19 protein-coding genes are annotated in these 20851 nt (G+C 69.7%); 18 read left to right on the top strand and 1 reads right to left on the bottom strand.

All coding sequences use genetic code 11. From position 1 onward, the window contains the following. Nucleotides 1–70 precede the first annotated feature (70 nt). The 6 genes from arc to prcA all read left to right on the top strand — a co-directional run bounded on the left by arc (nt 71) and on the right by prcA (nt 6272). The gene (gene arc, locus NI25_RS31075; protein WP_061445634.1) at nt 71–1837 is read left to right on the top strand and encodes a proteasome ATPase; all 1767 of its coding nucleotides are present in this window, start codon (nt 71–73) and stop codon (nt 1835–1837) included. Between the two features lie 232 nt (nt 1838–2069). After that, nucleotides 2070–3581 (top strand): depupylase/deamidase Dop, encoded by a 1512-nt coding sequence (gene dop, locus NI25_RS31080; protein ID WP_346656427.1) that lies wholly within the window; start codon nt 2070–2072, stop codon nt 3579–3581. Nucleotides 3582–3759: 178 nt separating this feature from the next. After that, nucleotides 3760–3978, top strand: coding sequence for a ubiquitin-like protein Pup (locus tag NI25_RS31085; RefSeq protein ID WP_053128307.1), 219 nt, complete (start codon nt 3760–3762; stop codon nt 3976–3978). Nucleotides 3979–4029: 51 nt separating this feature from the next. After that, on the top strand, nt 4030–4635 hold the full coding sequence (locus tag NI25_RS31090) for an endonuclease VII domain-containing protein (protein ID WP_061447170.1): 606 nt from the start codon (nt 4030–4032) through the stop codon (nt 4633–4635). Then, the gene (prcB, locus tag NI25_RS31095; protein WP_061445636.1) at nt 4587–5432 is read left to right on the top strand and encodes a proteasome subunit beta; all 846 of its coding nucleotides are present in this window, start codon (nt 4587–4589) and stop codon (nt 5430–5432) included. Before NI25_RS31090 ends, prcB begins: the two co-directional genes overlap by 49 nt. Nucleotides 5433–5495: 63 nt before the next feature. Next, nucleotides 5496–6272 carry a proteasome subunit alpha gene (gene prcA, locus NI25_RS31100; RefSeq protein WP_061445637.1) on the top strand — a complete coding sequence of 259 codons (777 nt, stop codon included), beginning with the start codon at nt 5496–5498 and terminating at the stop codon, nt 6270–6272. A 9-nt stretch (nt 6273–6281) separates the two neighbouring features. On the opposite strand, the gene NI25_RS31105 is transcribed toward prcA, so the two are convergent. Further along, nucleotides 6282–7292 carry a LacI family DNA-binding transcriptional regulator gene (locus NI25_RS31105; RefSeq protein ID WP_061445638.1) on the bottom strand — a complete coding sequence of 337 codons (1011 nt, stop codon included), beginning with the start codon at nt 7290–7292 and terminating at the stop codon, nt 6282–6284. Nucleotides 7293–7397: 105 nt separating this feature from the next. On the opposite strand from NI25_RS31105, the gene NI25_RS31110 reads away from it, so the two are divergent. From NI25_RS31110 to NI25_RS31165, 12 genes are all read left to right on the top strand, one after another. Beyond that, complete coding sequence (locus NI25_RS31110) at nt 7398–8657, top strand: MFS transporter (protein ID WP_061445639.1); 1260 nt, start codon at nt 7398–7400, stop codon at nt 8655–8657. Between the two features lie 9 nt (nt 8658–8666). Next, the gene (pafA, locus tag NI25_RS31115) at nt 8667–10028 is read left to right on the top strand and encodes a Pup--protein ligase (RefSeq protein ID WP_061445640.1); all 1362 of its coding nucleotides are present in this window, start codon (nt 8667–8669) and stop codon (nt 10026–10028) included. A 152-nt stretch (nt 10029–10180) separates the two neighbouring features. Next, nucleotides 10181–11179: an FKBP-type peptidyl-prolyl cis-trans isomerase gene (locus tag NI25_RS31120; RefSeq protein WP_061445641.1), complete on the top strand. Its 999-nt coding sequence runs from the start codon at nt 10181–10183 to the stop codon at nt 11177–11179. Between the two features lie 58 nt (nt 11180–11237). Next, a complete protein-coding gene (locus NI25_RS31125; protein WP_061445642.1) occupies nt 11238–11609 on the top strand; it encodes an FKBP-type peptidyl-prolyl cis-trans isomerase in 372 nt (123 codons plus the stop codon). 137 nt (nt 11610–11746) lie between these two features. Next, entirely contained in the window at nt 11747–12700 is a 954-nt protein-coding gene (locus NI25_RS31130; RefSeq protein WP_061445643.1) for a helix-turn-helix transcriptional regulator, read from the top strand. A gap of 18 nt (nt 12701–12718) precedes the next feature. After that, nucleotides 12719–13807, top strand: a complete 1089-nt coding sequence (locus tag NI25_RS31135; RefSeq protein WP_078884781.1) for a helix-turn-helix transcriptional regulator — start codon at nt 12719–12721, stop codon at nt 13805–13807. After that, a complete protein-coding gene (locus tag NI25_RS31140) occupies nt 13804–14124 on the top strand; it encodes a hypothetical protein (protein ID WP_078884782.1) in 321 nt (106 codons plus the stop codon). The genes NI25_RS31135 and NI25_RS31140 overlap by 4 nt, the downstream gene beginning before the upstream one ends. Before the next feature lie 10 nt (nt 14125–14134). Continuing rightward, nucleotides 14135–14329: a hypothetical protein gene (locus tag NI25_RS31145; RefSeq protein WP_052837748.1), complete on the top strand. Its 195-nt coding sequence runs from the start codon at nt 14135–14137 to the stop codon at nt 14327–14329. A 278-nt stretch (nt 14330–14607) separates the two neighbouring features. Continuing rightward, a complete protein-coding gene (tatA, locus tag NI25_RS31150) occupies nt 14608–14895 on the top strand; it encodes a Sec-independent protein translocase subunit TatA (protein ID WP_061445646.1) in 288 nt (95 codons plus the stop codon). A gap of 47 nt (nt 14896–14942) precedes the next feature. Beyond that, complete coding sequence (gene tatC, locus NI25_RS31155) at nt 14943–15893, top strand: twin-arginine translocase subunit TatC (RefSeq protein WP_061445647.1); 951 nt, start codon at nt 14943–14945, stop codon at nt 15891–15893. 99 nt (nt 15894–15992) lie between these two features. Then, complete coding sequence (locus tag NI25_RS31160; protein ID WP_061445648.1) at nt 15993–18845, top strand: DEAD/DEAH box helicase; 2853 nt, start codon at nt 15993–15995, stop codon at nt 18843–18845. 370 nt (nt 18846–19215) lie between these two features. Next, nucleotides 19216–20841 carry an ATP-binding protein gene (locus tag NI25_RS31165; RefSeq protein WP_061445649.1) on the top strand — a complete coding sequence of 542 codons (1626 nt, stop codon included), beginning with the start codon at nt 19216–19218 and terminating at the stop codon, nt 20839–20841. Nucleotides 20842–20851: the final 10 nt, after the last annotated feature.

The raw sequence follows: 20851 nt of genomic DNA on the forward strand, positions 1-20851 counted from the left end.
GGGGTTTCAATCGACACCCACCCAGGTAGGGTCTGGAAGCGTCCAGCTCCCCTTGGAGGAGGTGAGGACCGTGGCAGCCCACGACGACGACATGAACCGCGGCATCCGCCCGGGACGCGGGTCCGAGGACCCGGCCGGGCAGGTGGCCTACCTTGAGCAGGAGATCGCCGTCCTGCGACGCAAGCTCGCCGAATCTCCGCGACACACGAGAATTCTCGAAGAGCGGATCGTCGAACTGCAGACCAATCTGGCCGGCGTGTCCGCACAGAACGAGCGACTCGCCGGCACCCTCCGCGAGGCCCGCGACCAGATCGTGGCCCTCAAGGAGGAAGTCGACCGGCTGGCCCAGCCGCCGGCCGGCTTCGGCGTCTTCTTGCAGGCCAACGAGGACGGCACCGCCGACATCTTCACCGGCGGCCGCAAACTCAGGGTGAACGTCAGCCCGAGCGTCGAGCTCGACGAGCTCCGACGCGGCCAGGAAGTGATGCTCAACGAAGCACTCAACGTGGTCGAGGCCATGGAGTACGAGAGCGTCGGAGACATCGTCACCCTCAAGGAGATCCTCGAGGACGGCGAGCGCGCCCTGGTACTCGGCCACACCGACGAGGAGAGGGTCGTACGGCTCGCCGAGCCCCTGCTCGGCCTGACCATCCGCCCCGGCGACGCCCTCCTGCTCGAACCCCGCTCCGGCTACGTCTACGAGGTCGTCCCCAAGAGCGAGGTCGAGGAACTCGTCCTCGAAGAGGTCCCCGACATCGGCTACGAGCAGATCGGTGGCCTCGGAGGACAGATCGAGATGATCCGCGACGCGGTCGAGCTCCCCTATCTCTACCCCGACCTGTTCAAGGAGCACGAGCTGCGTCCCCCCAAGGGCGTCCTGCTCTACGGACCCCCCGGATGCGGCAAGACGCTCATCGCCAAGGCCGTCGCCAACTCGCTGGCCAAGAAGGTCGCCGAGGTCACCGGCCAGGCCGCCGGCAAGAGCTTCTTCCTCAACATCAAGGGCCCCGAGCTCCTCAACAAATACGTCGGCGAGACCGAGCGGCAAATCCGCCTCGTCTTCCAGCGAGCCCGCGAGAAGGCCAGCGAGGGCACCCCCGTCATCGTCTTCTTCGACGAGATGGAATCCCTCTTCCGCACCCGCGGCTCCGGCGTGAGCTCGGACGTGGAGAACACCATCGTCCCCCAGCTCCTCGCCGAGATCGACGGCGTGGAAGGCCTGCAGAACGTGGTCGTCATCGGCGCCTCCAACCGCGAGGACATGATCGACCCCGCCATCCTGCGGCCAGGCCGCCTCGACGTGAAAATCAAGATCGAACGTCCGGACGCGGAAGCGGCCAAGGACATCTTCGGCAAGTACCTCACCGAACGCCTCCCCCTCCACGCCGACGACCTCGCGGAACACGAGAAGGACAAGGCGGCCACCGTCCAGAGCATGATCCAGACGGCGGTGGAACAGATGTACGCCGAATCCGAGGAGAACCGCTTCCTGGAAGTCACCTACGCCAACGGCGACAAGGAAGTCCTCTACTTCAAGGACTTCAATTCCGGCGCCATGATCGAGAACATCGTGGGCCGCGCCAAGAAAATGGCGATCAAGGACTTCCTCGACAAGAACCAGAAGGGTCTCCGCGTCTCCCACCTCCTCCAGGCCTGCGTGGACGAGTTCAAGGAGAACGAGGACCTGCCCAACACCACCAACCCCGATGACTGGGCCCGCATCTCCGGAAAGAAGGGCGAACGGATCGTGTACATCCGTACGCTCGTCACCGGAAAGCAGGGCGCGGACACCGGACGCTCCATCGACACGGTGGCGAACACCGGTCAGTACCTGTAAAAGGCGGGGCGGCTGCGGGTCCCCACAGTGGGTACCCGCAGCCGACTCTTTTCCGGAGCCCCGGCTGGAGCAAGGCAATGACGCAAATGATCTCCCCGCCAGCGCAAAGGCGTTCTAGGCTCTTCACTACCGCCGAGTCGCGCAGTGCGGGGACGGGCACCGCACACGCATCGGAGCGCCAGCGGTACTTGAGCGGCGCCCACTACGGGCGCCGCCGGGCAAGGAGGGCCGCATGACCGTACGGCGAGTAATGGGCATCGAGACGGAGTACGGAATCTCCGTCCCCGGCCACCCGAACGCCAATGCCATGCTCACCTCGTCCCAGATCGTCAACGCCTACGCGGCGGCGATGCACCGGGCCCGCCGGGCCCGCTGGGACTTCGAGGAGGAGAACCCGCTGCGGGACGCGCGAGGCTTCGACCTCGCCCGCGAGGCCGCCGACTCCAGCCAGCTCACCGACGAGGACATCGGCCTCGCCAACGTCATCCTCACCAACGGAGCACGGCTCTACGTCGACCACGCCCACCCCGAATACAGCGCTCCGGAAGTCACCAACCCCCGCGACGCGGTCCTCTGGGACAAGGCCGGCGAACGGATCATGGCCGAAGCCGCCGAGCGCGCCGCGGCACTGCCCGGTGCCCAGCCCATCCACCTCTACAAGAACAACACCGACAACAAGGGCGCCTCCTACGGCACGCACGAGAACTACCTGATGAAGCGGGAAACCGCCTTCTCGGACATCGTGCGCCACCTGACGCCCTTCTTCGTCTCCCGCCAGGTCTTCACCGGCGCCGGCCGCGTCGGCATCGGCCAGGACGGCCACGAACACGGCTTCCAGCTCAGCCAGCGCGCCGACTACTTCGAGGTCGAGGTCGGCCTGGAGACGACACTCAAGCGGCCCATCATCAACACCCGCGACGAACCGCACGCCGACGCCGAGAAATGGCGCCGCCTGCACGTGATCATCGGCGACGCGAACCTGTCGGAGATCTCGACCTACCTCAAACTGGGCACGACGGCTCTGGTCCTCTCCATGATCGAGGACGGCTTCATCGCCGTCGACCTCGCCGTCGACCAGCCCGTACGCACCCTCCACCAGGTCTCGCACGACCCGACCCTCAAGCACCTCGTCACGCTGCGCAGCGGCCGCACACTCACCGCCGTACAGCTCCAGATGGAGTACTACGAGCTGGCGCGCAAATACGTCGAGGAACGGTACGGCGCGGACGCCGACGACCAGACCAAGGACGTCCTCGGCCGCTGGGAGGACACCCTCAACCGGCTCGAGAACGACCCCATGAGCCTCGCCGGCGAGCTGGACTGGGTCGCCAAGCGAGAACTCATGGAGGGCTACCGCCGCCGCGACAACGTCGACTGGGACGCCGCCCGGCTGCACCTCGTCGACCTCCAGTACGCCGACGTACGGCCCGACAAGGGCCTCTACAACCGTCTGGTGGACCGCGGCCGCATCAAGCGCCTGCTGGACGAGAACGAGGTCGAGCGGGCCCGCACGAAGCCCCCGGAGGACACCCGCGCCTACTTCCGCGGACGCTGCCTGGAGCAGTACGCGGACGACGTGGCGGCGGCCTCCTGGGACTCCGTGATCTTCGATCTGCCGGGCCGCGACTCGCTCCAGCGGGTTCCAACCCTGGAACCGCTTCGCGGAACGCGTAATCACGTCAAGGAGCTCCTGGACCGCTGCCGCACCGCGGACGACCTGGTCAGGGTCCTGTCCGGCGGGTGAGCGGACCGAGCGGGCACCGGGGAGTAGACGGCCGGACAGGGTGGAATACCCAAGGTCCGGGAACCATGGAGATGGTCCCCGTACGTTGAGGAAAGTGCGGGGCCGATGTCGGACCGGGCTTGTAGGGTCTGATCTTGACCGAGCAACTGTGTCGGGCGAACCGAGCGGGGTGAGGGTTATGGCGACCAAGGACACCGGCGGCGGGCAGCAGAAGGCCACGCGGTCCACCGAGGAGGTCGAGGAGCAGGCGCAGGACGCGCAGGCCTCCGAGGACCTCAAGGAACGCCAGGAAAAGCTGAACGACGACGTGGACTCCGTCCTGGACGAAATCGACGACGTACTCGAGGAGAACGCCGAGGATTTCGTGCGCTCCTTTGTGCAAAAGGGCGGTCAGTGAAGGCTTAGTGGCCGCTTTCCCTTCGAAGTGAAGGTGACGGGGGAGTTCGGGGTGGTTGGGTCAGCGGGCGGGAAACAGTGCACGGGATGCAAGCGAAATCTGCCCGTGTCCGAGTTCGCCCGGGACAAGAACCGTGGTGACGGGCTTCAGGTGCGGTGTCGGGAGTGTGTGGCGGAGTACAGCGCCGCGCACTACCGGCGCCGCCGCGAGGCCATGGGGCTTGCTGTCCGCGAGAAAGTCGACGTTCCAGCGGGGCACAAGCTCTGTCGGGCCTGCGGCGACGTCAAGCCGCACAGTGAGTGGCACCGCAACGGGTCCGCTTCCGACGGCCTGGTGACCCGCTGCAAGGCATGCCGCGCCATCCAAGGGCGGGCGGGCCGCCTGAAGCGGCACTACGGCCTCTCCGAAGCCGAGCGCGATCGGTTGATCGCCGACCAGGGCGGCGTCTGCTGCATATGTCTTGCCGCTCCCGCCGCACATGTGGATCACTGCCACGAGACGGGTAGGGTCCGTGGCGTACTGTGCTTCAGCTGCAACGCTGCGCTGGGGCAGTTCAAGGATCGGCCCGATGCCATAAGGCGGGCTGCCGCTTACGTGGAAGGAATCGCGTGGAAGCCAACACTCGTAGCACCGGGCGTCTACCAGCTGCCTTCCTGACGCCCGGGTCCTCCTCCTTCATGGACTTCCTCGGTGAGCACCAGCCGGAGATGCTCCCGGGCAACCGGCAGCTCCCGCCGGTGCAGGGCGTCGTCGAGGCACCGCACGGCACCACGATCGTGGCGGTGACGTTCCCCGGCGGTGTCGTCCTCGCCGGTGACCGGCGGGCCACCATGGGCAACGTGATCGCCCAGCGGGACATCGAGAAGGTCTTCCCGGCCGACGAGTACTCCGCGGTCGGCATCGCCGGCACGGCCGGCCTGGCCGTGGAGATGGTGAAGCTGTTCCAGCTCGAGCTGGAGCACTTCGAGAAGGTCGAGGGCGCGCAGCTGTCCCTGGAGGGCAAGGCGAACCGCCTGTCGACGATGATCCGGTCCAACCTGGGCATGGCGATGCAGGGGCTGGCCGTGGTGCCGCTGTTCGCCGGGTACGACGTGGACCGGGGCCGGGGCCGCATCTTCTCGTACGACGTGACGGGCGGCCGGTCCGAGGAGCGGAACTACGCGACGACGGGTTCGGGCTCGGTCTTCGCGCGCGGTGCGATGAAGAAGCTGTTCCGTGACGACCTGACCGAGGAGCAGGCCACGACGCTCGTGGTGCAGGCGCTGTACGACGCGGCTGACGACGACTCGGCGACCGGTGGTCCCGATGTCGCCCGCCGGATCTATCCGATCATCACTGTGATCACCGAGGACGGTTTCCGCCGGCTCGGCGAGGACGAGTCCGCGGAGCTGGCCCGTTCGGTGCTCGAGCGGCGGCTCGAGCAGCCCGACGGGCCGCGGGCCGCGCTGCTGTAGCGGGAGCGGATCCTCGTGTTGTCAGGTGGTCCAGTGATTTCGACAGGAAGGGACGGATAACCGGTGTCGACGCCGTTCTATGTATCTCCTCAGCAGGCGATGGCCGACCGGGCGGAGTACGCCCGCAAGGGCATCGCGCGTGGCCGCAGCCTGGTGGTGCTGCAGTACGCCGACGGCATCGTGTTCGTCGGTGAGAATCCGTCCCGTGCGCTGCACAAGTTCAGCGAGATCTACGACCGGATCGGCTTCGCGGCCGCCGGCAAGTACAACGAGTACGAGAACCTGCGGATCGGCGGTGTGCGCTACGCCGACCTGCGTGGTTACACCTATGACCGTGACGACGTGACGGCACGCGGTCTGGCCAACGTGTACGCCCAGACGCTGGGCACGATCTTCTCCAGCCAGGCCGAGAAGCCGTACGAGGTGGAGCTGGTCGTCGCGGAGGTCGGGGACAGTCCGGAGAACGACCAGATCTACCGGTTGCCGCACGACGGTTCGATCGTGGACGAGCACGGCTCGGTGGCGGTCGGGGGCAACGCGGAGCAGATCAGCGGGTATCTGGACCAGCGGCACCGGGACGGCATGACGCTGGCCGAGGCGCTGAAGCTGGCGGTGCAGGCGCTGTCCCGCGACACCAACGGGACCGAGCGGGAGATTCCGGCGGAGCGGCTGGAGGTCGCGGTGCTGGACCGGACGCGTCCGCAGCAGCGCAAGTTCAAGCGTCTCGTGGGTGGCCAGTTGTCGCGGCTGCTGGAGTCCGGCGCGGGTGCGGGTGAAGCGTCGGCGCGGAGCGGGTCCGAGACCGCCACCGACTCCGAGTCGGGGGCGGGGGAGGAGTAGTCGCCCGCTTCACCGCGGCGGGGCCGTTGATCCCCGTACCACCAGGCTGACCGGCAGGTCCCCCTCCTCGGGGGGCCTGCCTTCCAGTACCGCCAGCAGGGCTCGCATGCCTCGTTCGCCGAAGGCTTCCGCGTCGAGGCGGACGGTGGTGAGTTCGGGGTCGATGGCGGTGGCGAGGCCGAGGTCGTCGAGGCCGGTGACGGAGAGGTCGTCGGGGACGCGGAGTCCGGCGCGGCGGATGGCCTTGTAGGCGCCGGCCGCCAGTTTGTCGTCGTCGCAGACGAGTGCCGTGGGCCGGGGCCCGGGTGCGGCGAGGGCGGCTTCCGTGGCTCTCAGGGCGCCCTCGATCGAGATGGGCGCCCTGATCGTGCGCAGTTGGGTGCCGGGGGCGGCGTCGAGCCGCGAGGCCAGTTCGCGGGCGCGTACCTCGAAGGTCCAGGAGGGGATGTCGGCCGCGAGGTGGAGGAAGCTGCGGTGGCCCAGGGCCAGCAGGTGCTCGGTGACCTGGCGGATGCCGTCGGCGATGTCGAGGTTGACCGTGGCGGCGCCGAGGCTGCCCTCGGGGTCGCTGTCGAGCATGACCAGGGGGAGCTGGTCGCCGCGGATGGCGGTGAGGGCGTCGGCGGCCATGGAGGAGGCGATGACGCCGTCGAGTGCGGCCTGTGCGGAGGCGAAGGGGTCGCGGGCGGGGCCGACGCCTTCGGGTGAGGGGTAGAGGACGACACCGAAGCCGTGTTGGGCGGCGACGCGTGCGGCGCCCGTGTAGACCTCGGCGAAGAACTCCGTGGTGAGGGCGGGGACGACGAGCAGGACGGTGCGGGTGCGGCCGAGGCGGAGGTTGCGGGCGGCGAGGTTGGGGCGGTAGCCCAGTTCCGAGGCGGCCGCGCGCACTCGTTGGGCCGTCGGTTCGGAGACCCGGCCGCGCCATTTGTCGCCGAGGACCAGGGAGACGGCTGCCTGGGAGACGCCGGCGGCCTGGGCGACGTCCCGGCTCGTGGGGCGGGTGCTGCCTCGTGCCACCGTTCGCCTGCGCTTTCGTCTGGACTGCTGAACAGGCGACATGGTACGTATGGCAGCGGAAGTTATACGTAAAACGTCTCTGACCGAGGATGGGTGAGGTGCGTCGTGGTCGCCGGGTATCTGGACATTCTCCGGGCGCGGCATGCCGTACGGCTGCTGGCCGGCACGCTGGTCGGACGGTTGCCCAACGCGACCGCGGCGATCGCGATCGTGCTGTTCGTGCGGGCCGAGGGTGGTTCGTACAGCCTGGCGGGGGCGCTGGCGGCGGTGTACGGCGTCGCGAACGCCGTGGGGCAGCCGGTGCTGGGGCGGCTGGTGGACCTGCACGGGCAGCCGCGGGTGCAGTTGCCGGCCGCGGTGCTCTCGGCGCTGGCGATGGCCGTGTTCGCCTTCGCGGGCACCGGGGCGGCCGTGCTCGCGTATGCGGCCGTGGGGGCGGCGGGGCTGTTCACGCCGCCGCTGGAGGGCGGGCTGCGGGCGTTGTGGCCGAGTGTGCTGGGTGAGGAGGACCAGGTGCACACGGCGTACGCGATGGACGCCGTGGCGCAGGAGGTCATGTTCACCGTCGGGCCGCTGCTGGTGACGGTGTGCGTGTCGCTGTGGTCGCCGCAGGCGGCCCTGCTGGTGCTGAACGGCCTCGGTGTGCTGGGCGCGCTGTCTGTGGTCGTGTCGCCGCCTTCGCGGGCGTGGCGGTCGGCGCCGCGCGAGGCGCACTGGCTGGGCGCGTTGCGTTCGGGCGGGTTGCTGGCACTGCTGGGGGCCTTCCTGTTCATCGGGATGGCGCTCGGGTCGATCACGGTGGCTTCGGTGCCGTACGCCGACGAGCACGGTGGCGACGCCGTGTACGGGTGGCTGATGGCCGCGCTGGGGCTGGGTGCGCTGGTCGGCGGTGTGGTGTACGGGGCGCGGCGGTGGGCGGGTGAGCCGGCGCGGCGGTTGCGGGTGCTGGTGGCCCTGCTGGCGGTCTGTTATCTGCCGTTGATGCTGATGCCGGGCGCGGTGGCCATGGTGCTGCTGACGGTCGTGGCGGGGGTGTTCCTGGCGCCGTGCATCGCGTGTGCGTTCGTCCTCGTGGATGTGCACGCGCCGCGGGGGACGGTGACGGAGGCGTTCTCGTGGCTGGTGACGACGTTCACGGTGGGTGCCTCGGTGGGTACGGGTCTGGCGGGGCCGGTCGTGGAGTACGGCGGGGCGCTGTGGGGTTTCGCGGTGCCGGGGGCGGCGGGGTGTGTCTCGCTGCTGGTGCTGGCCTGCACCGGGCGGGTCCTCGCAGCTCCGGTGCGGGGAGCGGTGGTTGCGGCTTCATCGGAAAATGATCCAAACCGTGCCGTCGAACCCCGTTTCAGTTCGGGTCATCAGGCGTAATGTTCAGTCATGGACCGCCGCATTTTCGGGCTGGAGAACGAGTACGGCGTCACGTGCACGTTCAGGGGACAGCGCCGCCTGTCGCCTGACGAGGTGGCGCGGTACCTCTTCCGCCGTGTCGTGTCATGGGGCCGCAGCAGCAACGTCTTTCTGCGCAATGGCGCCCGCCTGTATCTCGACGTGGGATCACATCCGGAATACGCGACACCCGAGTGTGACAACGTGACCGAACTCGTCACCCACGACAAGGCGGGCGAGCGCATTCTCGAAGGACTCCTGGTGGACGCCGAACGACGCCTGCACGAGGAGGGAATCGCGGGCGACGTCTACCTCTTCAAGAACAACACCGACTCCGCGGGCAACTCGTACGGTTGTCACGAGAATTATCTCGTGGCCCGGCACGGGGAGTTTTCGCGGCTGGCGGACATCCTGATTCCGTTCCTGGTGACGAGGCAGCTGCTCTGCGGTGCCGGCAAGGTGCTGCAGACGCCGCGCGGTGCGGTGTACTGCGTCAGCCAGCGGGCGGAGCACATCTGGGAGGGTGTCTCCTCGGCGACGACCCGGTCCCGGCCGATCATCAACACGCGTGACGAGCCGCACGCCGACGCGGAGCGCTACCGGCGGCTGCACGTCATCGTGGGCGACTCGAACATGTCCGAGACGACGATGCTGCTCAAGGTCGGTGCGACCGACCTGGTGCTGCGCATGATCGAGGCGGGCACGGTGATGCGGGACCTGACCCTGGAGAACCCGATCCGGGCGATCCGCGAGGTCAGCCACGACATCACCGGGCGGCGCAAGGTGCGCCTGGCCAGTGGCCGGGAGGCGTCCGCGCTGGAGGTGCAGCGGGAGTACTACGAGAAGGCCGTCGACTTCGTCGACCGCCGCGGTATCCGGACCGGCACGGTGGAGCGGGTGCTGGAGCTGTGGGGCCGCACGCTGGAGGCGATCGAGGCGGAGGACCTGGACCGTATCGACACCGAGATCGACTGGGTCATGAAGTACAAGCTCCTGGAGCGGTACCGGGCCAAGCACAACATGACCATGTCGCATCCGCGGGTCGCGCAGATAGACCTCGCCTACCACGACATCCACCGTCGTCGTGGTCTGTACTACCTGCTCGAGAAGAAGGGCCAGGCCGCCCGGGTCGCCAACGACTTGAAGATCTTCGAGGGCAAGTCCGTCCCGCCGCAGACCACTCGGGCCCGGCTGCGCGGGGACTTCATCCGGCGGGCTCAGGAGCAGCGCCGGGACTTCACGGTCGACTGGGTCCATCTCAAGCTCAACGACCAGGCGCAGCGCACCGTGTTGTGCAAGGACCCGTTCCGTTCGGTGGACGACCGGGTGGAGAAGCTGATCGCCGGGATGTGACCCGGACGGGGTGAGAGTCCCGGCTTTCCGCGCGAAAGGGCGGAACGCCACACGGGCACCGTACGTTAGCCGTACGGTGCCCTTCTCACGCCGTAGAGTTGCGCGCACGCCAGCCATCAGGACCGACCCGACACCGATACGAGGCCCCCACCGTGCGCCGACGCTCCCTTCTCATCGCCGTCCCCGCGGGACTGGTCACGCTCGCCGCCTGCGGTGACGACTCCGGCTCATCGAGCGACGCGAGTGACAGCGCCTCGCCGCAGGCCTCGGCCACCTCCGCGCCGCCGCCGAAGATCGTCGACGGTCCGCTGCCGGCGATCACCGCGGGGACGAAGTTCGGCGAGAAGCCGACCGTGGCCAAGGGCAGCGGCGAGCCCTCCAAGGACCTCGCGGTCAAGACGGTCGTCGCGGGCGGCGGCAAGGCCGTCGCGGAGAACGACTTCATCGCGGCGGACTACCTGGGCCAGATCTGGCAGAGCGCGAAGGTCTTCGACAACTCCTACGACCGCAAGACCCCGCTCATCATCCAGCTCGCCCAGGGCAGCATCATCGACGGCTGGCGGTACGCGCTCACCGGCAAGAAGACCGGCAGCCGCGTCGAGTTCTCCGTGCCGCCCACCTGGGGTTACGGGGAGCAGGGCAATGAGCAGGCGGGCATCAAGGGCGACGACACGCTGGTGTTCGTGGTCGACGTCAAGGACACCTTCAACGCCAGGAGCAGCGCCCGTGGCAAGAAGGTCCCGCAGGACGACGCGGCACTGCCGAAGGTCGGTACGAACACCGACGGCAAGGCGCCCTCCATCGAGGTGCCGAAGGCCGACGCGCCGAAGAAGCTCGTGGCGGAGTACGTCCTGGAGGGGGACGGCGCCGAGGTCGGTGCCCAGGACAGTGTGCTCGTGCAGTACAAGGGCGTGCTGTGGGACGGCGGCAAGGAGTTCGACTCCACGTACGCCCGCAAGCAGCTGACGTCGTTCTCGCTGCAGCAGGTCGTCAAGGGCTGGGCGCAGGGGCTCACCGGCAAGAAGGTCGGCAGCCGCGTCCTCATCGTCATCCCGCCGGACCTGGGCTACGGGGACAACCCGCCGGAGGGCAGCGGCATCGAGAAGGACTCCACGCTCGTCTTCTCCGTGGACATCCTCGCGAAGATGTGACGTCCGGGGATGTAAGACTTGGATGTTGCCTTTCCGCAGACAAGCAGGAGCTGAACACGTGAGCATCGACAAGCCCGAGGTCGACTTCCCGGGCGGCGAGCCCCCGGCGGACCTCGAGATCAAGGACATCTGGGAGGGTGACGGCCCGGTTGCCGAGGCCGGTCAGACCGTGACCGTCCACTACGTGGGCGTGACCTTCAGCACGGGCGAGGAGTTCGACGCCAGCTGGAACCGCGGTACGCCGTTCCGCTTCCCGCTCGGTGGCGGCCGCGTCATCAAGGGCTGGGACCAGGGCGTGCAGGGCATGAAGGTCGGCGGCCGCCGCCAGCTGACCATCCCGGCGCACCTCGCCTACGGCGACCAGAGCCCCACCCCGGCGATCCCGCCCGGCTCGACGCTGATCTTCGTGGTCGATCTGCTCGGAGTCTGATCGAAGTCCGAGCGGACGGCGATCAGAGCCGGTCACCTGGGGTCCATGCCTGTCCGGGCATGGGCCCTCGGCTTTTGCCGCGCCGCCGCGGGGCGGTACGGTCATCCGTCGTAAGCACCATAGGGAGAAGGGCGTCGATGGCCATTGCCAAGGCCGAGCGGCTGATGAACCTGGCGCTGTGTCTGCTCGGGACACGGAGGCCACTCAGCAAGCGCGAGCTGCGCGAGTCCGTCGAGGCCTATCTCGAAGCGGGCTCCGACGACTCCTTCAACCGCATGTTCGAGCGCGACAAGGACGATCTGCGCGAACTCGGACTGGTCATCGAGACCGTGGAGAGCCTCGACGGCGAGATCGGCTACCTGGCCCGCCGGGACAGCAACCGGCTGCCGCCCATCACCCTGGACGCCGAGGAGGCCGCCGCCCTCGGGCTGGCCGCGAAGGTGTGGCAGCAGGCCCGGCTCGCCGGTGCCGCGAGCGGCGCGCTGCAGAAGCTGCGGGCGGCCGGGCTGCCCGAGGACGTCGACCCGTACGAGGCGCACGGTGCGCTGGAGCCCCGTATTCCGGTGCACGAGGCGGCCTTCGAGCCGTTGATGCTGGCCTGCCGCGACCGCCGGCCGGTCGTCTTCGACTACCGCAAGGCGAACGCCGCCCAGCCCGAGTCCCGGCACGTGGAGCCGTGGGCGCTGGAGTGCTGGCGCGGCCACTGGTACCTGGCGGGTTTCGACCGCGACCGGGGTGCCGAGCGGGTGTTCCGGTTGTCGCGGATCACGGGGAAGGTGCGCTCGCGCGGCGCCCGGTTCACCGCACCGGTGCCGGACGTCGTCACCGTACGGGAGACGGTCGCGAGCTGGGCGGGGGAGACCGCCGACCGTTCCGCGCTGATCCGGCTGCGCACGGGCGCGGGCTACCCCCTTCGGGCGAAGGCCACCGGGGTGCGGGAACTCGGTGACGGCTGGGACGAGTTGGAGATTCCGTACGGGCACGGCCTGGACGCCTGGCTGGTGGAGTTCGGGCCGGACGTGGTGGTGCTGGAGCCGGCGGAGTTGCGTGCGGACGTGGTGGACCGGCTGCGTGCCGTCGCCAAGGGCTGAGGGGGAGCGGACAACACAGTGGCAGGCAAACCGGTCAGGCCCGTGAACGCCATCGACCAGACACGTCGGATGCTGTCCCTGGTGACGTATCTGCGCGAGCGCCCCGGGGCCCGCATCGAGGACGTGGCGCGGGCGTTCGGCATCACCGAGGACGAGCTGGTCTCCGACCTCGACGTGCTGCCCATGTGCGGCACCAGCTTCCGCGGCGGCGACCTCCTCGACATCGACACCGACGGCGAGCGCATCTGGTGGCACAATCCCGCCGCGCTCGGCGCGGACGCGGCCGAGCCGCTGCGGCTGGCCGCCGACGAGGCCACCGCGCTGCTGGTCGCCGCCCGGGCCGTCGCGACCCTGCCCGGGCTGCGCGAGAGCGACCGGCAGGCGCTGCTGCGGGCGACCGCCAAGGTGGAGACCTCGGCCGGCGAGGCCGCCGGTGCCAGCTCGCGCCTGTCCGTCACCTTCGAGTCCGAGGGCGGTGTCTTCGCCGACGTCGACCGGGCCATCTCGGAGCGCCGCCGGCTGTGGATCCGCTACTACTCGCCGGCCCGCGACGAGGTCACCGAGCGGGAGATCGACCCCATCCGGCTGGTCAGCGTCGGGCACACCTACGTGGAGGCGTGGTGCCGCCGCTCGGAGGCCCGGCGCACCTTCCGGCTGGACCGGGTGGCCGAGATCCGCATCCTGGACGAGCCGTCCGCGCCGCCGGAGGTGGAACTGCGGGACCTGTCGGAGGGGCTGGTGCAGCCGGCCGCCGAGGATCCCGAGGTGGTCGTGGAGGTCGGCCCGGGCGGGCGCTGGGTGGCCGAGTACTACCCGCACGACAGCGCGGATGAACTTCCCGACGGCGGCCTGCGTATCACCCTGCGCACCCCCGACCCGGCCTCCCTGCGGAGGCTGGCGCTGCGGCTCGGACGCGACGGGCGGATCGTCTCCCCGTCCGCGCTCGCCGACAGCGCCCGGCAGGCCGCCCGCGAGGCGCTGGCCGCGTACGACGGCGTGGAGGCGGCCGGGGAACACGGCGACGCCGGGACGGTCACCGGGGCCGGTGCGCGCGGGGGCGCCGGCGCGGTCGACGGGCGGCACGACAGGCAGGAGCGAGCACTGTGAGCGACCCCCTGGGACCGACGGGACCAGCAGGGCCGTCCGGACAGTCCGGGCCGGGCATGACGGCGGCGACCGCGTTCGCCGGCATGAGACGCGTGTCACCGGTCGTCTTCAAGGCCGGCTGCCCGGAGTGCCGGGGCCGGTTCGAACTCGCCGCGAGCGCCCTGCGCCTGGCCATCGGCGCCACGAGCCGCACCACGTTCTACTCGTTCACCTGCCCCGACTGCGGGTCGGCCGTGCGCAAGCCGGCGGGGGAGCGGGTCGTGGAGCTGCTCACCGGCGGCGGGGTCAGGACGCTGCGGCTGCACTCCACCGTCTAGTCTCGACCTCATGTTCTGGCCGATGTTCGCGGTTGCCGTGGGTTTCCTGGGTCTTGCCGTCCTCGCGGTGTTCGCCGTGAAGGTGTTCGTGGAGGCCGAGCGCCTCGGCCGGCAGGTGACGGACTCCGCCCGCCGCATCAGCCGTGCCGCGGAGGACCTGGAGCGGGCGACCGAGAGCGCCGCCCGTGCCGTGGACGCCTTGTGACCGTGTGAACTCGACCGCGGGCCGGAGCCGGTGCCGCGACGGGCGGGTGTGAGTTATGTTTTGGGACACTTCGCCCTGTCACCTCACGGGTTTCGGACGGTACGCTGCTGGTCGCGGCCAGGAAAACGAGGCCCGGCCGCGGACGGGAGTACGCACGGGGATTGCCTCGCGTTCACCCCTGAGCGTTACGATCGCTGCACAACACGATCGATCGGACACCTGTCCGACCGGTCGGACAGCACCCCCACCCAGCCGCCTCGGTGAGAAGGTAAAGACTTATGTTCGGAAGGCTCGGCGCCCCCGAGATCATTCTCATCCTCGTCGTCATCATCCTGCTGTTCGGCGCGAAGAAGCTTCCGGACATGGCGCGGTCGCTCGGCAAGTCGGCGCGCATCCTCAAGAGCGAGGCCAAGGCGATGAAGAGCGAGGGCAAGTCCGACGAGGCCGCCCCCGCCGACCCGCCGAACCCGGAGCAGTCCGCGGCGCAGCGCACCATCCAGGCCGCCCCCGGCGACGTGACCAGCTCCCGGCCGGTCTCCGAGCCGACGGACACGACCAAGCGCTGACGCAGGGCCGGTGACCTCCGGCCCGCCGCACGAGATGGGAACGTGGGTTGCTGAAGTCTGCCCGCAACAAGGAGAAGGATCCCGAGGGGCGGATGCCGCTCGCGGAGCACCTTCGTGAGCTCCGCAACCGGCTCGCGAAGGCGCTGCTGGCCATCGTCGTCGTCACCGTGGCCGCCGCCTTCTTCTATCAGGAGATCATCAACCTCCTCACCGAGCCGATCCTCGAGTCGATCGGCTGTGACAAGTCGTTCGCGGAGCTGGCCCGGTCGGAGGCCGGCTCGGAGCCGTGCGCGCAGATCACCATCAACGGTCTGCTCGGCCCCTTCACCCTGGCGCTGAAGGTGTCCCTGACGGCCGGTGTCGTGCTGGCCTCGCCGGTCTGGCTCTACCAGCTGTGGGCGTTCGTCGCCCCCGGCCTGCACCGGAACGAGAAGAAGTACGCCTACGCGTTCGTCGCCACCGGCGCTCCGCTGTTCCTCATCGGCGCCTACTTCGCCTACGCGGTGCTGCCCACCTCGGCGAAGGTGCTGATCGAGTTCACCCCGAGCGACGTCGACAACCTGCTGCCGCTGGACGAGCTGCTCGACCTCGTCACGCGCATGGTGCTCGTCTTCGGTCTCTCCTTCGAGCTGCCGCTGCTGCTGGTGATGCTCAACTTCACCGGCGTCCTGACCGGCCGACGGATGCTGGGCTGGTGGCGCGCGATGATCATGGGGATCACGCTCTTCGCGGCCATCGCCACGCCCAGCACGGATCCCCTGACCATGCTCATGCTGGCCGGACCGATCTGGGTGCTGTACTTCGGCGCGGTCGTCGTCGCGCTGCTGAACGACCGCCGCAAGGCCCGTCGCGAGGCCCTGGAGCCCGACGACGACGAGGCGTCCGAGCTGGACCTGACGCCCGAGGACATCGGCGAGGTCGAGGCCGTGACCACCGCCCGCGCCCTGCCCGAGCAGGCCACGACGGACCGGGTCAACGGGTACGACGACGTGACCTGAGGGACGCCGGGGCGGTGACGGCAGGCTTCGCCGCCCCACGACGCCTCCCACGGGCCCCCACCGCGGCCCCGCAGTCCCCCCACACGGCCGATCCGGATAATGATCGTCCTGTTGTCAGTGCGGCCCGGTACGCTCGAAAGCACGATGACAGAGGATCTCTCACCGGCCGAGCGGTACGCGGCAGCCCGTCAGCGCGCTGTCGAGCAGGCCACCGCGCTCGCCACCTTCCGCGAGATGTACGACTTCGGCCTCGACCCCTTCCAGATCGAGGCCTGTCAGGCGCTCGAGGCGGGCAAGGGCGTGCTGGTGGCCGCGCCCACCGGCTCCGGCAAGACGATCGTCGGCGAGTTCGCCGTCCACCTCGCCCTCCAGCAGGGCCGCAAGTGCTTCTACACGACGCCCATCAAGGCGCTGTCCAACCAGAAGTACGCCGACCTGTGCCGCCGCTACGGCGCGGACAAGGTGGGGCTGCTCACCGGCGACAACAGCGTGAACTCGGAGGCACCGGTGGTCGTCATGACCACCGAGGTCCTGCGGAACATGCTGTACGCGGGCTCGCAGACCCTTCTCGGCCTCGGGTACGTGGTCATGGACGAGGTGCACTACCTCTCCGACCGCTTCCGCGGAGCCGTGTGGGAGGAGGTGATCATCCACCTGCCCGAGTCCGTGACCCTGGTGTCACTGTCGGCGACCGTGTCCAACGCGGAGGAGTTCGGCGACTGGCTCGACACCGTGCGCGGCGACACCCAGGTGATCGTCTCGGAGCACCGGCCCGTGCCGCTGTTCCAGCACGTGCTGGCCGGCCGCCGCATGTACGACCTGTTCGAGGAGGCCGAGGGCCACAAGAAGGCCGTCAACCCCGACCTGACGCGCATGGCGCGCCTGGAGGCGAGCCGCCCGTCCTACCAGGACCGCAGGCGCGGCCGCGCCATGAAGGAGGCCGACCGGGAGCGGGAGCGCAGACAGCGCTCGCGCGTCTGGACGCCGAGCCGGCCCGAGGTCATCGAGCGGCTGGACTCCGAAGGGCTGCTGCCCGCGATCACGTTCATCTTCAGCCGGGCCGGCTGCGAGGCCGCCGTCCAGCAGTGCCTGTACGCGGGCCTGAGGCTCAACGACGAGGGCGCCCGGGAGCAGGTCCGGGCCCTGGTCCAGGAGCGCACCGCCTCCATCCCGCGCGAGGACCTGCACGTCCTGGGCTACTACGAGTGGCTGGAAGGACTGGAGCGCGGCATCGCCGCCCACCACGCGGGCATGCTGCCGACCTTCAAGGAGGTCGTCGAGGAGCTGTTCGTCCGCGGTCTGGTCAAGGCCGTCTTCGCGACCGAGACCCTCGCCCTCGGCATCAACATGCCCGCCCGCTCGGTCGTCCTCGAGAAGCTCGTCAAGTGGAACGGCGAGCAGCACGCCGACATCACCCCCGGGGAGTTCACCCAGCTCACCGGCCGGGCCGGCCGGCGCGGCATCGATGTCGAGGGGCACGCCGTGGTGCTGTGGCAGCGCGGCATGAACCCCGAACACCTCGCGGGACTGGCCGGCACACGCACGTACCCGCTGCGCTCCAGCTTCAAGCCGTCGTACAACATGGCGGTCAACCTGGTCGAGCAGTTCGGCCGGCACCGCTCGCGGGAGCTGCTGGAGACGTCCTTCGCGCAGTTCCAGGCCGACAAGTCGGTCGTCGGCATCTCCCGTCAGGTGCAGCGCAACGAGGAGGGCCTGGAGGGCTACAAGGCCTCCATGACCTGCCACCTCGGCGACTTCGACGAGTACGCCCGGCTGCGCCGCGAGCTGAAGGACCGCGAGCAGGAGCTGGCCCGGCAGGGCGCCAACCAGCGGCGTGCCGAGGCCGCCGTGGCGCTGGAGAAGCTCAAGCCGGGCGACGTCATCCACGTCCCCACGGGCAAGTACGCGGGCCTCGCCCTCGTCCTCGACCCGGGGCTGCCGGCCGGGCGCTCCAACGGTCACCGCGGCTTCGACCACCACGACGGGCCCCGCCCGCTGGTGCTGACCGCCGAGCGGCAGGTCAAGCGCCTGGCCTCGATCGACTTCCCGGTGCCCGTCGAGGCGCTGGACCGGATGCGGATCCCGAAGACCTTCAACGCGCGCTCGCCGCAGTCCCGCCGAGACCTCGCCTCCGCGCTGCGCACCAAGGCCGGGCACATCCCGCCGGAGCGGGCCCGCAAGAAGCGCTCCCAGGCGGCCGACGACCGGGAGATCGCCCGGCTGCGCAAGGCGATCCGCGCGCACCCCTGCCACGGGTGCCAGGACCGCGAGGACCACGCCCGCTGGGCCGAGCGCTACCACCGGCTGCTGCGCGACACCTCGCAGCTGGAGCGCCGGATCGAGGGCCGGACCAACACCATCGCCCGCACCTTCGACCGGATCGTCGCCCTGCTGACCGAGCTGGACTACCTGCGCGGCGACGAGGTCACCGAGCACGGCAAGCGCCTCGCGCGGCTCTACGGCGAGCTGGACCTGCTCGCCAGCGAGTGCCTGCGCGAGGGCGTCTGGGAGGGGCTGTCCCCGGCCGAGCTGGCCGCCTGCGTCTCCGCGCTGGTCTACGAGTCCCGGGCCGCCGACGAGGCGATGGCGCCGAAGGTGCCCTCGGGCAAGGCGAAGGCCGCGCTCGGCGAGACGGTCCGGATCTGGGGCCGGCTCGACGCCTTGGAGGAGGACTTCCGGATCAGCCAGACCGAAGGCGTGGGCCAGCGCGAGCCCGACCTCGGCTTCGCCTGGGCGGCGTACATGTGGGCGTCCGGCAAGGGGCTCGACGAGGTGCTGCGCGAGGCGGAGATGCCGGCCGGTGACTTCGTGCGCTGGTGCAAGCAGGTCATCGACGTCCTCGGCCAGATCGCGGCCGCCGCGCCCGGCGCGGGCTCCACCGTCCCGAAGAACGCGCGCAAGGCCGTCGACGAGCTGCTGCGCGGAGTGGTCGCCTACTCGTCCGTGGGCTGACCCCGGCCCCGGCACCTCACAGGCCCGGCGGGAGACCCCGCCGGGCCCGCGTGCGTTCCGGGGCGTCCGGCGCGTCGCTCTCCCTCATCACGGTGAGTAGTTTTCGTACACCCTGAAGCCGCCACTCCGTGTGTTCGAACGATTCCCCGGCGTGCAAATGGGTCCGACCATACTCCAGTCCCCATGCCCGTTTCAGGTGCTTGCCGAATATGACACGGCGATGATCCGACCGGACTAAGCTCGCCCGCAGCGCACCGAGTTGGGGTGTAATCGCGCGCTTGTTCCCAATGCGCCGAAGATCCCGACAACTCCCAGACATACCCCGCCGCAAGCATCCCCATCCCCGCCTATTCGTTTTCAGAGGGCCTACATGGTGAGTGTTGATTCCCCTCCAGGTCACCGCGAACTTCCCTACGCGCGCGTGCTGTTGCTGCCGGTCATACTGATGGCCGCGGCCACCGGGGCCGCCGTCGCCCTCGTGACGGAACGGGCCCGGCCCGCCGTCGGCCTGTGCGGCGGCCTCGCCGTCCTCCTGGTGCTCGCCGCGGCCGCCGAAGCCGTACGCCGCGGCCGGATGCTGCGGACCCAGCAGGCCGAACACGCCCGTCACACCGCGTATCTGGAACACCGCGCCGCGGGCCACCACGAGGAGATGGTCCGGCTCGGCGCCGAAGTCATTCCGAACGTCCTGCACTTCATGCGCCGGGGTGCCACACCCCGCGAGGTGATGAACCGCCTCGGCGAGATCGACCCCTCCTACCCCGAACTCGGCGAGCCCCAGCGCGAGCTGATCCGCATGGTCTGCGAGATCGTCGACCACGAGGACTCCATGCGCGAGTCCGCCGAGCGTTCCTTCGTCGACATCGCCCGCCGCGTCCAGGCGATCGTCCACCAGCAGCAGAAGGAGCTGCGCGAGATGGAGGAGGACCACGGGCGCAACCCCGAGGTCTTCGACGACCTCCTGCGCATCGACCACGGCACCTCCCTGATCGGCCGCCTCGCCGACTCCATCTCCGTCATCGGCGGCGGCCGGCCCGGACGCCAGTGGCCCGAGCCGGTCGCCCTCTACAGCGTGCTGCGCGGTGCCATGTCCCGGATCCTGGAGTACCGCAGGATCAACCTGGCCTCCATCGCCAAGGTGAACATCAAGGGCACCGCGGTCGAACCGGTCATCCACGCCGCGGCCGAGCTCCTCGACAACGCCACCCGCTACTCGCCGCCCGCCGCCAAGGTGCACGTCACCGCGACCGAGGTGCAGAGCGGTGTGTGCATCGAGATCGAGGACGCCGGCGTCAGCCTCAGCGAGGAGTCCCGCGCCCGCATCGAGGGCCTGCTCGAACAGGCCAAACGCGGCACCGACGTGCAGGACCTCGCCCAGCACCCGCGCCTGGGCCTGTCGGTGGTCGGACGGCTGTGCACGCAGTTCGGCATGGACGTCTCGCTGCGCGCCTCCGCGTACGGCGGCGTCCGCGCCATCCTCATCGTGCCCAGCAAGATGATGACCACCGAGCCGGGCGTCGGCCTCGCCCACGGCATCGGTGCCACCTCCATCCCCACACCCGGCCCCGACGCCCTGCCCGGACCGCAGCGCAAGCCCAAGAAGCGCCGCCCCACCAGCCCGCGCATCCCCGCCACCGTCTCCCTGGAGGACGACGTCCCCGAGGTGACCGAGTGGACGGCGGGCGGCCTGCCGCAGCGCCGCAGCCGGGTCAAGATGCCGCTCAGCCAGCGCCTCGCCGAACAGGCGGCCTGGGAGCGGGAGGACGCCGAACGCGAGGCCCGCCAGGCGGCGGAGCGCGCCCGCAAGGGCATCCCGGCGCCCGCGGAGCCGGAGTCCGAGCAGGACAAGGACCAGGGCGGCCTCCCGCCGGGCCACTTCATCGGCGCCTTCTGGGAGGGCCTCAAGCAGCACCCGGGCACCACCCGGGCGCACCAGCAGTCCAGCAGCAGCGAGCCGGCCCACGCCCCGGCAGACGACGAGGGGAACCTCAAGTGATCGAGCAGCA

This window comes from Streptomyces sp. CCM_MD2014 (assembly GCF_000772045.1).
Taxonomy (GTDB): Bacteria; Actinomycetota; Actinomycetes; order Streptomycetales; family Streptomycetaceae; genus Streptomyces; species Streptomyces salinarius.